The organism is Bacillaceae bacterium S4-13-56, from assembly GCA_040191315.1.
Lineage (GTDB): Bacteria > Bacillota > Bacilli > Bacillales > JAWJLM01 > JAWJLM01.
Genome location: JAWJLM010000043.1, coordinates 33,979 through 47,173, shown reverse-complemented (window position 1 = coordinate 47,173; position 13,195 = coordinate 33,979). Strand labels below are relative to the sequence as shown.

At 39.0% G+C, this 13,195-nt stretch carries 11 protein-coding genes; 1 reads left to right on the top strand and 10 read right to left on the bottom strand.

Translation table 11 applies throughout. From position 1 onward, the window contains the following. Window positions 1-660: 660 nt before the first annotated feature. From prfB to flaG, 9 genes are all read right to left on the bottom strand, one after another. Window positions 661-1,762, bottom strand: a protein-coding gene (gene prfB, locus RZN25_12290; protein ID MEQ6377595.1) for a peptide chain release factor 2 whose coding sequence is annotated in 2 segments (ribosomal slippage) — window positions 661-1,689 and window positions 1,691-1,762 — 1,101 coding nt in all. Because the reading frame shifts where the segments join, the coding sequence is not laid out codon by codon here. 151 nt (window positions 1,763-1,913) lie between these two features. Then, on the bottom strand, window positions 1,914-4,418 hold the full coding sequence (gene secA / locus RZN25_12285; GenBank protein ID MEQ6377594.1) for a preprotein translocase subunit SecA: 2,505 nt from the start codon (window positions 4,416-4,418) through the stop codon (window positions 1,914-1,916). Window positions 4,419-5,124: 706 nt separating this feature from the next. Then, window positions 5,125-5,313 carry a hypothetical protein gene (locus RZN25_12280; protein ID MEQ6377593.1) on the bottom strand — a complete coding sequence of 63 codons (189 nt, stop codon included), beginning with the start codon at window positions 5,311-5,313 and terminating at the stop codon, window positions 5,125-5,127. A gap of 507 nt (window positions 5,314-5,820) precedes the next feature. Beyond that, the gene (raiA, locus tag RZN25_12275; GenBank protein ID MEQ6377592.1) at window positions 5,821-6,378 is read right to left on the bottom strand and encodes a ribosome-associated translation inhibitor RaiA; all 558 of its coding nucleotides are present in this window, start codon (window positions 6,376-6,378) and stop codon (window positions 5,821-5,823) included. Between the two features lie 806 nt (window positions 6,379-7,184). Further along, window positions 7,185-7,571: a hypothetical protein gene (locus RZN25_12270; protein ID MEQ6377591.1), complete on the bottom strand. Its 387-nt coding sequence runs from the start codon at window positions 7,569-7,571 to the stop codon at window positions 7,185-7,187. An 8-nt stretch (window positions 7,572-7,579) separates the two neighbouring features. Then, window positions 7,580-7,933 (bottom strand): hypothetical protein, encoded by a 354-nt coding sequence (locus tag RZN25_12265; protein MEQ6377590.1) that lies wholly within the window; start codon window positions 7,931-7,933, stop codon window positions 7,580-7,582. After that, the gene (gene fliS / locus RZN25_12260; protein MEQ6377589.1) at window positions 7,933-8,331 is read right to left on the bottom strand and encodes a flagellar export chaperone FliS; all 399 of its coding nucleotides are present in this window, start codon (window positions 8,329-8,331) and stop codon (window positions 7,933-7,935) included. Before fliS ends, RZN25_12265 begins: the two co-directional genes overlap by 1 nt. A 12-nt stretch (window positions 8,332-8,343) precedes the next feature. Beyond that, window positions 8,344-9,894: a flagellar hook-associated protein 2 gene (locus tag RZN25_12255; protein MEQ6377588.1), complete on the bottom strand. Its 1,551-nt coding sequence runs from the start codon at window positions 9,892-9,894 to the stop codon at window positions 8,344-8,346. A gap of 17 nt (window positions 9,895-9,911) precedes the next feature. Next, a complete protein-coding gene (gene flaG / locus RZN25_12250) occupies window positions 9,912-10,310 on the bottom strand; it encodes a flagellar protein FlaG (GenBank protein ID MEQ6377587.1) in 399 nt (132 codons plus the stop codon). A gap of 169 nt (window positions 10,311-10,479) precedes the next feature. Between flaG and RZN25_12245 the strand changes: the two genes are divergently transcribed. After that, the gene (locus RZN25_12245; protein ID MEQ6377586.1) at window positions 10,480-11,529 is read left to right on the top strand and encodes a DNA endonuclease; all 1,050 of its coding nucleotides are present in this window, start codon (window positions 10,480-10,482) and stop codon (window positions 11,527-11,529) included. Window positions 11,530-11,917: 388 nt separating this feature from the next. Here the strand turns inward: RZN25_12245 and RZN25_12240 are convergent, their stop codons facing one another. Beyond that, window positions 11,918-13,192, bottom strand: a complete 1,275-nt coding sequence (locus RZN25_12240; protein MEQ6377585.1) for a flagellin — start codon at window positions 13,190-13,192, stop codon at window positions 11,918-11,920. Window positions 13,193-13,195: the final 3 nt, after the last annotated feature.

Here is a 13,195-nt window from a genome sequence, read left to right as displayed (position 1 = left end):
GCTTTTGGATGACCTCCCCAATTCTGCGTCAATAGACGGATTCTATTCACTCCTTTTTGGATGGCTTCCCCAATTTTGCGTCAATAGACAGCTTCTATTCACTCCTTTTTGAATGGCTTCCCCAATTTTGCGTCAATAGACAGCTTCTATTCACTCCCTTTTGGATAGCATCACCAATTTTGCGTTAATAGACAGCTTCTATTTACTCCCTTTTTGGATGACCTCCCCAATTTTGCGTTAATAGACAGCCTCTATTCACTCTCTTTTGAATAACCTCCCCAATTTTGCGTCAATAGACGGATTCTATTTACTCCCTTTTGAATGGCTTCCCCAATTTTGCGTCAATAGACGGATTCTATTTACTCCTTTTTGAATGGCTTCCCCATTTTTGCGTCAATAGACAGCTTCTATTCGCTCTTTTTGGATGGCCTCCCCAAGTTTGCGTCAATAGACAGCTTCTATTCACTCTTTTTGGATGGCCTCCCCAATTTTGCGTCAATAGACAGCTTCTATTCACTCGCTTTTGGATGGCATCCCCAATTTTGCGTTAATAGACAGCTTCTATTTACTCGCTTTTTATAAAGAACCATGCAATTTGAGTGAATAAACACTCCATAATAACAAAAAACAGAGCCCCCAAGTAAGCTCTGTCTCCAAAGATTATTTAATTTGTGATCGTAGATAAGCGTCGATGAATGGGTCTAGGTCGCCATCCATTACTCCTTGCACATTCCCAACCTCGACGTTGGTGCGGTGGTCTTTAACCATTGAGTAAGGGTGGAAAACGTAAGAGCGGATTTGGCTGCCCCAACTAATGTCGTTTTTCTCCCCGCGAATGTCATTGACTTCCTGTTGTTGGCGCTCAATTTCTAATTGATACAATTTCGCCTTCAACATATTCATAGCTTTTTCTCGGTTTTTAATTTGAGAACGCTCTGACTGGCAGGTTACCACCGTGTTCGTTGGCGTATGAGTAATACGAACAGCAGAGTCAGTTGTGTTGATATGCTGCCCACCGGCTCCAGTGGAACGGTAGGTATCAATTTTTAAATCCTCCGTGCGAATGTCAATCTCAATATCATCATTTAATTCAGGGATGACATCACATGAAACGAAAGAAGTATGACGGCGGCCTGACGCATCAAAAGGAGAGATACGAACTAATCGATGAACACCTTTTTCAGCTTTTAAATAGCCATAAGCATTGTGGCCTTTAATTAATAAAGTAACACTCTTTACACCCGCTTCATCTCCAGGTAAATAATCGAGCGTCTCCACCTTAAAGCCCTTATCCTCAGCCCAACGCGTGTACATTCTTAGGAGCATGCTCGCCCAGTCCTGGGATTCCGTTCCACCGGCACCTGGATGAAGCTCAAGAATGGCATTATTTTTATCATGGGGTTCACTGAGAAGCATCTGGATTTCAAATTCAGCCAAGGCATCCGATAAAGTTTTCACTTCAGACTCTAACTCTGCTCTTAAATCAGCTTCTTCTTCCTCTTTCAGAAGTTCATATGTCAACTGAAGATTTTCAAACGTTTCTTCATGCTCTTCAAAAACATGTACTTGGTCCTTCAGTGCATTAGATTCATTGATGACCTGTTGTGCTGCTTGCTGATCATTCCAAAAGTCGGAATCCACCATTTGCTCATCTAGTTCTTGAATTCGAGCCTTTTTCTGATCGAGGTCAAAGAGACCCCCTAAAATTCGTAATTTGTTTTGACATACGGTTTAGCTCTTGCTTGATTTCTACTAGATCCATTTCTTTCACCTCGGCAAATAATCTTTCTAAAATTTATCCTAGGAACCGGATAATCCATTTTTCCTTAAAACACTACCCATAATATCTTTTTACCACTAAAAATAAGGGAGCTTTCACCTTTAAACGAAAAGCGAAAGCCAGCCTATCATATCTATTTTCCATGACAATTCTTATACTTCTTACCACTACCACATGGACATGGATCGTTTCTACCAACGTCCTCTGTCTTTACGAATGGCTTACGCTTCTTCTGTTTCGTTTGGTCCCCAGAAACAGCCGTTGCACCCTTTGCCACTTCTTGACGCTCCAGATTCGAACGAATTTGAGCCTTCATCACATACTTAGCGACTTCCTCTTCAATAGCGGCAATCATTTGCTCAAACATCGCGAAGCCTTCCATTTGGTATTCACGAAGTGGATCGGTTTGACCATAAGCACGCAAATGGATACCTTGACGCAATTGATCCATTTGGTCAATGTGGTCCATCCACTTGGAATCTACAGAACGGAGTAGGATAACTCGTTCGAATTCGCGCATTTGCTCATAGCCAAAGTCCTGCTCTTTTTCATCATACTTCTTCTTAACTTTTTCCATAATAAGCTCGATGACTTCTTCAGGTTCCTTGCCTTTAAGCTCAGATTCGTTAAGGTCTTCCTCCTGTAAAAGGGTTGCATGAACAAAATCAACAATTTTATCAAGCTCCCATTCCTCTTCCAATTCTCCTTGAGTATGAGATTCTACCACACGGGAAAGTGTAGATTGGATCATTTGCTCAATGATTTCACGAAGATTTTCGGAATCAAGAACTTCAAAGCGTTGTTTATAGATAATTTCACGTTGTTGACGTAAAACATCATCATAGGCAAGTAAAGTTTTACGAGCATCGAAGTTGTTACCTTCCACTCGTTTTTGAGCAGATTCTACGGCACGAGAAACCATCTTACTTTCGATCGGTTGGTCATTCTCCATACCGAGACGATCCATCATGGACTTCATATTGTCAGATCCGAAACGACGCATAAGCTCGTCTTCCATGGAAAGATAGAACTGGGAAACCCCTGGATCCCCTTGACGTCCAGAACGACCACGCAACTGATTATCAATACGGCGTGATTCATGACGCTCGGTACCAATAACAGCTAGTCCTCCAAGCTCTTTCACACCTTCCCCAAGCTTAATGTCCGTTCCGCGACCAGCCATGTTGGTTGCGATCGTAACTGCACCCTTTTGACCTGCTTCCAAAATAATTTCAGCCTCACGAAAGTGGTTTTTCGCATTCAATACATTATGCTTAATGCCTTTTTTCTTCAGATAATTTGAAATCAATTCTGAAGTTTCAACGGCAACTGTACCAACTAGAATGGGCTGACCTTTTTCATAACGATTTTGAATTTCTTCAACAACCGCTTTAAACTTTTCATCCATCCCTTTATAAATTAAATCAGGACGGTCATCACGCATAATCGGTTTGTTAGTAGGAATTACAACTACGTTCATGTTATAAATATTACGAAATTCTTCTTCCTCTGTTTTTGCTGTACCAGTCATACCAGAAAGCTTTTGATACAGACGGAAAAAATTCTGGAACGTGATGGTGGCAAGAGTCATACTTTCGTTTTGAATTTGCAGACCCTCTTTTGCCTCGATTGCCTGGTGCAATCCATCACTATAACGACGACCCTTCATAAGACGTCCAGTGAATTGGTCAACGATAATTACTTCCCCATCTTGCACCACATAGTCCGTATCACGATGCATGGAAGCATGAGCCTTTAATGCTTGGTTAATATGGTGTGTTAACTGAACATTGGAAAGATCAAACAAGTTCTCAATGGAGAAAAATTGCTCCGCCTTATTGATTCCTTCCTCAGTCAATTGAACACCTTTTGTTTTCACATCATAGGTGTAGTCTTTATCTAGGGTTAAAGTTCTAACAAAAGAATCGGCTGTTCTGTATAGGTTTGCCGATTTAGAAGCCTGACCAGAAATGATTAATGGTGTACGGGCTTCGTCAATTAAAATGGAGTCAACCTCGTCAATAATCGCAAAATTCAGTGGACGTTGAACCATTTTTTCCTTATATAAAACCATGTTATCACGAAGATAGTCGAAACCAAATTCATTATTGGTTCCATACGTAATGTCAGCTTCATAAGCTTCCTTCTTTTCTTCCTTAGAAAGGGCATTTACATTGAGTCCTACCGTTAACCCTAGGAATTTGAAAAGCTCTCCCATTTCGCGAGAGTCACGATCAGCAAGGTATTCGTTAACTGTGATGATATGAACACCTTTTCCAGAAAGGGCATTAAGGTAAGCTGGCATTGTAGAAGCAAGGGTTTTACCTTCCCCGGTCTTCATCTCTGAAATGTTTCCTTCGTGTAAGGTAATGGCACCTAATAGCTGTACATAAAAAGGACGCATTTTCAAAACGCGCTTCGATCCTTCACGAACAACAGCATAGGCCTCCACTAGCATATCGTCTAAGGATTCTCCATCCTGATAACGTTTTTTAAATTCTTCCGTTTTTTTGCGCAGTCCATCATCTGAAAGCTTTTCGATTTCAGGCTCAAGTGCCTCAATTTCATCAGCAATTTTCTCCAAACGCTTGAGCTCACGCTGGTTTCCATCAAAAACCTTTTTTAGTAATGCAAGCATAAACGAACGCTCCTCATTATGAAATAGATGTCTCCATTATTACTCGAGATTATACAAAATACCACCTTTAATCCTACCACTTACCCCCACTACTGACAAGTTATTCGGGAGCCAAATTTGAAAGAACAGGGTATATGTCCCAATTAGAAAAGAGAAAGCGCCCTTTGAAACAAGAAACCCACTTGTTTCAGCGATGAATTTTCTTAGGAGTTTTCCTTATGCTAATCGACGTAAGGAGGGGAGGCTCACAGGACACCGAATGCTACAACAGAGGAAAAATACGGCAAGCAACAGATGAATTTCTCCACACGAAGAAAAAGCTTACTTTTTCGAGGATGCGGGTCACGTAAACGTTACCAATCTTTGCAGGAAGGGGCTGAGTTACCGCAGGCCTAGGACGCTGCGCTTTTAACCGAACCTCCTTCATTGATGTTGACTTATGGCAGCGAAAGGAGGGAACCCTCTAGTCGATAGGCTACCCCTCGAAACAAGAAAATTATTTGTTTCTCCGAAGAATCTCTAAGTAGCTTTCCTTACTGCGATGACTCGCGGCCGCGGCAAAACTGTGATTAACATTAGTGAACCTTTTTTACTGATGCAGAAATGATTATTGGATTGTACCCGGGGTAGAAGCGAAAAAACAGCCCGGGGATGGACTGTTTTCTCTAATGAGGAGTGACACGTGGATTCGGAGGAAAAGGCAGTTTCAATTGAGGGGATTTTTTATTGAAGTCTTTTTGGAATATTGTTCTTGCTGTAACCAGTTCATGATCGTTTTCACATGCTGGTTCGTCATAGCTAAAATCTTTGTTAGCTCTGCTATGTATGCTTCCTGTTGAAGGACTTTGCGTTGTAGCTCTTCAAACTCTTTGTTATTGACCTGTGAAAATGTCATTCTATCCCTCCTATCTCTTCTAGATTCTTTATACCACGCTTGATCCGAAGGTGTAAACTTGCAGAAATGCTTATTATGAATGGGGTTTTTTGTCGAAAAATGAAGATTTACAGTATGGGTTTTTCGTTTTTTGTGGGGAAATCTAGGGATGTTTTTCAAAAATTGTAGTTTTTAAAGTTTTTTTGTGATATTTGGGATGATCCTGTAATGAGGGTGTGCAAATAAAAAAAGTGAACCTTCAATTAGTGACCGTCCCACTGATTGTTAGCACCCACCTGAAAGCCCTTGAAACACCCGGACATTAAGGGCAGCCACCCATGAAGCAAGCTTCACCAACAAGGATGAAAAAATTAATATTTTATTTTCATAGCAGTTTACCCCCAACTACTCTTTTCGTTTCACTTAAGACTTCAGGTTGGGGGTATTGCTGCCGTTCATGCGGATAAACAGTTCTTAATATTGAAAAAGCCACCTCATAATGAGATGGCTTTGGGTTAGAGAATGCTTTTAACTAGGCTCGATGAGACCATAGCGGCCGTCACGACGACGGTAGACAACGTTAGTGTCGCCTGACTCTGCGTTGGTAAAGACATAGAAGTTATGTCCAAGAAGATCCATTTGGAGGATAGCCTCTTCTGAATCCATTGGTTTTAAATCGAAACGCTTTTGCTTAACGAGTTCGAATCCTCCCTCATCGTCACTGTCACGCTCGAAATCACGAGATTCTTTTTCTAACTCAGCAAAAACATATTTAGGTGCATTTTCTTGTTTGAATTTACGGTTTACTTTCGTTTTATACTTGCGGATTTGACGCTCTAGTTTATCAACTACCAAGTCAATAGCCGCATACATATCAGTGTGTTGCTCTTCTGCACGAAGCAGAAGGTTAATCATTGGGATGGTCACCTCAATTTTTTGCTCGTCATTATACACGCTTAGGTTTACATGTACCTCAGAGGATGGCGGGGTATCAAAGTAACGTTCTAGCTTCCCAATCTTTTTTTCAACATATTCTCTGATTGCTGGGGTCACCTCAATATTCTCACCACGAACGTTGTACTTCATAGCAGTGTCCTCCTTTCAACTTATGTATATTTATTTCTATTTTCCCCATCCAAAATCCTGCTTAAACACCCATTTATTTTTTGTCATATATTATATTTCGGTGTCGAAGCAAATATTGGATTGAGGATATCTTACCAAAAGTCTATTCAATATGCTAGTACGGTTATGCCTGATTTCACAAGTTTTTCCAATGCTCGTACAATTTTGTGAACGTTTCCACTGTGAATACATTACTTACGCATATTTCGACACCGAGAACTTCCTAATATAACACCGCTTGGAGACAGTGTTTTTGCAGAAAGGCTAATATTGCAAAGTTGTATTTTTTTTGGGCGTGGAGACAAAGGATTATCTCCTTACGTGAAAATTATTGGTGGATAATGGTTTTCTTCGTTCTAGTTTGATTGCTTGGGGGTTTTCAGTGCTATTTCCTCTAATTGAGTAAAAATTTTATTGGTTTGGTGCTAACTTTTATGGTTAGGTGATGGTTTTAAAAACTTAAGTGCTACCGGAGGGGATTTAAGTGACGGTTTGAAATGGGGTAGTGATGATTTCCTTAGTTGAGTGCTGGCTCAGGGAGTTGAGAGCTAATAGACCTGTTTCCTAAATTCCTATGTGACGGTCGGCATCATTAAAGTGATGATTTTTGATGAGATTTTCTCTTTAAGTGACAAGTTAATCAGTTGAGTGCCAAAAAAGCCATTTTGCGTGTCACCCAAAACAAGTTATGTGACATTTCCCCCTTTTACGTGACGTTTTTTCAATAGAAACCAAAAACTCGCACCACATCGGCACGAGTTCCATTTTTAATGTGAAATATAAGGTTGCAATAGACTTCCAATACTCTGGCGCCAGTCCGAAAACTTTGGGATGACACGTTGAACTAGGGCGTTTTCTTTTTCATGGTTGGTTTCTATCTCCATCCACTGAAACAACTCATTAATCACGCTCTCAAAATCATCTATATAAGGAGAAAATTCAATTCCTTGAGATTTCATTATGTCCTTAATTTGTTTATGACTTTGGTTTAGCTGCTGAAAGGAATGAATGATATCTGTGAGGACTCTTTGCGTTTCAACAGGAGGCATTGGCCCCCATTTCTCCTCTAAATAGTCAAATCCTTCTTGCATGACTTCCAACAGGTAATTGTATTGTCTTAAAAAATATAAGTCTTCTTCCTTGATAGCCGACATGTGATCACCTATTTCTTTTTATCTAAAAACATCCCGTCACTGACAGACACCTGGTTGTAGGGATTGGTATATTTTTTGTTTGATTGCTTGGATCTTTGTAAATTTCGAATATCACCCTTAATTTCCGAAAAAATCTCTTCTAATTTCGGTTTCGTTTCTTTATCCCACAAAATGATTTGTTCCATGAGCTCTCTATCTTCACCTTCAAAAGAGGAAGGGAGGCCTTCTAAAAGTGGGCCACGCTGTTCAATTAGTGATGATATATCACTGATGACTTTTTCACGCTCATTTTTACTTGTAGCATTTGTAATCAATTCTCTTAATTTGCAAGTGACTCTATGAAGTTCTTTAACTGAACTCATCAGGCATGCTCGCTTCCTGTCGCTTCATTAGCACGAACTGTTTTTAAAAGTTCCTTCCAAGTATCTCTGAATTCAACAACAAGCTCTTCCACTTCATCCAGAATGGCAGGATCATTTTTTATATTAGCGTCTATCATTCGACGATAAATATAGTCATACAAAGGTAACATTTCCTTAGAAATTTCCACCTCAGGATTTAAGGTTACCATAAGCTCTTGAATAATCTTTTGTGCCTTTTGGAGATTGATATTTTTCATTTCAATATTTTGTTCTACCATTCCTTTACGAGCAAAACGAATAAATTTCAGACACCCATTATAAAGCATGAGAGTCAGTTCTCCAGGAGATGCGGTTTGTATGGAATTGTTTTGATAGGCTTGATATTGATTTACTGACATTTTCTACACTCCTTAAGCTCCACCGTTGAATTGTTGTAACATGTATGCCGATTGTTCGTTCATACGTTGTATAGCCTTCTCCATAGCAGTAAACTGCTTCCAATAACGATCCTCGACATCGGTTAACCGTCTTGTAAAGGCGGCAATTCGATCATCCATATCCTTTAAGCGACGTCCCATTGTATACTGTTCTTGTGACAGTGTGGATTTTCCAGCTTTCTCTTCAATATTCGATGTTGTTTTTTCAATAGAATCTTCTAATCGATTGATGATCCCTCTACCTTCACCCTTACTATCGTTAGAAAATAGTTTAAAAACTGACTCAGGATTATTGGATAAGGCTTGTCTTAAATCATCTTCGTCAATTAATAGTTTTCCTGCATCTAAGTAATTTGAGCTTGTTGTAATTCCAATCTCTGAAAGATGAGTAAACTCACTAGTATTGTTTACGGTTCCATACCAACTTTGACGCATTCCAGTCAAACCCGAACTCAGAATTGTTTCACCTTTTAAAAGACCACTTTTTGCTTTTTCTTCCCAAAGCTCAATATCCTTATCGGACATCTCTTTTTTCTGTTCTTCGGTAAGAGGTTTATAATCGCGATACTTATCTTCATTCAGCTTTCCATTAATCTTTTCGATGACTTCATTATATTTATCAACGAAGGCCACAATCTTGTCTACAGCAGCATCGACATTATTAGAAACAGTAACTTTTGCTGGCTGCCCGGTAGGTGTAGTATTTGAAAAATTAAATGTGATACCGTTCAATGTATAATTATTAGTAGTGGATTCAAGCTCTAAGGCATTGTTGTATTTAAACCTTGCATTAGATCCACCCGTTTCAGAGGCTTGACTTAAGCCCAGTGTCCCAGTAAAAAAGTCAGACTCCCCAGCCTTAAAGACAATTTCCTTACCACCGTAGTTAGCAGTATCCTTATTAAAATCTCCTGTGGTAGTCCTCTCCATAACCACTTTTCCGGACTGTGTGTCATAAAAAGCACGTACCCCATTGTCAGCTTTAGTAATCCTGTTCAAAACACTGTTTAGTGTATCTGTATTTGAAACAGTTACTTCATGCGGAACTTCTACACCTTTTTCATCAAAGGTATAAAACTTAAAAGTACCGGTTTGAATTCCTCCTGCGAAACTACTTGGCTGCTCTGCAAAGGTTTTGTTTGGGTCTAGAGTCTGACCTGTAGCAACAATAGTACTATCACTCACATTAATTGCTGCCGTCGCTAAATCAGACACCTCAATAGAGTATGTTCCATTGGAAGAACTCGCTGCTGCACTTGCCGTAACAGCCAATGAATTTGTTGAGGTAGTAGATTTAGAGGTGTATGTTTTTTCTAGTTTCATATCTAGAATTTTTTCATCTAACTCTAGTAAAAGTTTATTGACGTCACGGAAGGCATCCCTTTGCCACTCCATCCACGTCTTGTCCTGTTGCAATTTGTCAAGTGGCATTCTCTCAGCCTTCATTAGGTCTCCGACAATTTGATCAATGTCCATACCAGAGGCTAAGCCACCAATTCGCATATTATTTACGCCACCAACCATGTTTTTATCACCAGCCTTTAAATCTTCTCGTCAATAATGAACCCCATGAATTCTGCCATTGCTGCATAAACATCTAATAGTTTCTTAGGTGGAATTTCTTTAATGATTTCTTTCGTATCTGAATCGACTACCTGAACATAATACTTGTCCAACTTATCATGGAGTTCAAATTTCATGGATGTGTGGGTTGGCTTCAAAAAATCATTAATCCCCTCCACCATACTCTTCACCTGTTCACGATCATTTTCCATGGTATTTGCTTCATTTTCCACTTTTTTATTGATAACATTTTGATTCTGAATAGCTACATTTCCTTCGTTCTGAGACCTTTCTCTTGCAGCTGTAGAATACTCGATGTGTTCCGCCTTTTGCAGGAGTTGGGATCCAGAAATCAGTCTCCCCACGTTCATGGCCATTGCCAACCCCTTTAATGGTATTTCTTTTTATATCGGATAAATATTAAAAATATGAAGCAATTATAGTAAAAAATGTCGAAAAAACGTATTGCAAAAAATTAGAGTTCATATGAGGTATATGATACAATAAGATTATCAGAACGTATGTTCTAATTAAGGGGTGAATAACTTGGATGACGAGTTTTTATTGGACTATATTAAGAAACATTTCCCAAATTCAAAAACTGAGGATATAGCTGATTTTTTAGGTATTCATGAATGCACTGTAAGGCGTATTGCAAAAAGAAATAATGTCGTTAAATCAGAAAAGTATCTCAACCAACTTAAAGAAAAATTAGTTAAGGATAGGAGAAAGTGGTACGAAGGCAGTATACCTGATTTTAAGCCGTCTTTTCTACAAGAACAATTAATTTTCGGGAGTTTACTAGGGGATGGGTATATTAGTAAAGGTGCAGCAAGAAGTAAAAACTTTTATTACCAAGAACACTTTTGTAAACAGCAGTTGCCATATCGTCAATGGAAGTTATCCAAGTTAAAGAATTTGGGCTTCTCTATAAATGGAACCTTTTTAAGATCTCCAAGTCATCCATACTTTACAGAACTTCACCCACAAATATATCATAATGGTGAAAAAATACTGACAGCAGATTTCCTTTCAAAATGCACACACCCTATCTTTCTTACATCATTATACTTAGATGATGGCACTTTAGGAATTTCCTACCACCTAAATAAGTCAAAAAAAATCTTATATTGTCATCCTACTATAAGCATATGTACATTAAATTTAACTCCTATGGAAAACAAACTTCTTGCCACTCACATTAATCATACTTTCCAAACATCTTTCGTAGTAACCAATAGTCCTTACGGAAAAGGGAGTCATCTGAAAATTAACAGAGAAGAAGATGTGACTCACTTTCTAAAAATAATAGAGAAATATTCTAAAGAAATTCCTTCTATGCTTTATAAAACAAACCTGGAAGTGAAACTACAATTATTAAGGAAAAAGATTCAAAATTCGTATGGAAAAGATATTTCCATCATTTTAAGTTCGTCCGAAAGACATAAACCTTATTCCAGCCTTGAAGTCTCTAAAATTATTAAAATGAAACTTTCAGGTTCAACGGACCAAGAAATTGCAGATGAATTAGGTAGAACCTATTGGTCAACAGTCTACAAGATAGGCGAAATTCGAAAGTCAGGGTTATTGACTTAGTAAAAAAGAGACCATAAAATGGCCTCTTTTTATTTTGTAGCTTATTGAAGAAGTTGAAGAACTCCTTGTGGTTGTTGGTTGGCTTGCTTTGCCACTATGTCTTTCGATCATAGAATAGACTATATCTTCACCCTTAATATGAGGGGCTGGGCACTTCGAATGGCTTTCGCCACCCTACGAGATTCATAGTCATAGATTAGGTTAGCCTAACCCTTAGACCGTATTCTCTAGTCGTTGAACCTTCTCCAAACTTTCGTTACAGGAGCTTGGCTGCTGATTATCCAAATCACCTTCATTTTCAAACCTACACGCTTGCCGTTTCCAGCTACGTTGTGGTTGAAGGAGCTTAAGGAAGTTCCAGCAATTCACCCAGTTATACTCTTACTCGTTACCAAGTAAGACGCCCTGTTTCCATTTTACTTAAAAAGTTGAGTTTCTTCTTAATAAAGTTGGAAAGTTGAGCCAACATAGATTGTGCCGCTTGAGAAAGGATATTGTTCTTAGTGAACGCCATCATCTCTTTCGCCATGTCGACGTCCCTTATACGAGACTCAGCAGCAGTTAAGTTTTCACTTGAAGTTCCAAGGTTGTTAATAGTATGGTCTAAACGATTTTGGTATGCACCAAGTTTAGAGCGTTCTGCTGATACTTTGTCAATTGCTGATTGGATTGTTGTAATTGCAGCATCTGCTGCTGTTTGAGATGAAACATCAATTCCACCTTGTCCAGAAACGTCTATTAATTGATTGGTTGCTAAAGTAGATGTTGTAGTTAATAAAGTTGTTGCCCCATCTAAAGAAGTGAATGTTTGACTAGCTGTGGCGCTATCACCGACGGCTACTACTTCATTAGTATCAGTGTTTACTAGTACCTGCATTGTAGTACCAACATCAGCTCTAGTAGAACCATCTGCAACTTTATATTCTCCGCTACCCAATTTAATATTTGAATCAGAGAGAGTGTTAGACGCAGTAAATGTTACAGATTCATCAGCGCCAGTAGTACCCACTGAAGCTGCGGTAAATTCAATTGTTCCTGAAGTGATTTTGTCAACTGCAGACGCACTTGAAAGATTTAAAGTTTGTGCTGTTCCAAAAGATGTAGTTGTAATATCATTAGTTGCACTAGAAGTGTCTTGAGCAAATGAATAGGTCTGTCCATCAGCACTTGCACCGACAATTAAACCATCAGCATCTTTCAAAATGTATTGCGCATCATTTACTGAACCAACATTAGCTGTGTTGTCTAGTTTTTCAACTGTAAATTTGGCACCTGCTTGAATTACTGATGCTTCTACAGTACCATCTGGAAGACTACTAATGGTTTGTCCTGTTACTTCTTCTGTTACAGTCTCATTCCCGCCTACTCCTAGAGCAAGAGAATTCATCTTATTAATTGATAAATCTAAACTTTGCCCTTCATTAGCACCAATATGAAATGTACCCTCAAATGTACCATCAAGTAGCTTTTGAGTGTTGAACTCAGTGTTATCAGCAATACGAGTCAATTCCTCTGCTAACTGATCAACCTCTTTTTGTAGCTCTGCACGGTCAGTATCAGTGTTTGTATCGTTCGCAGATTGTACAGCTAGTTCACGCATACGTTGAAGGATTGAATGAGTTTCATTTAATGCACCCTCAGCAGTTTGGATAAGAGAAATCAATTT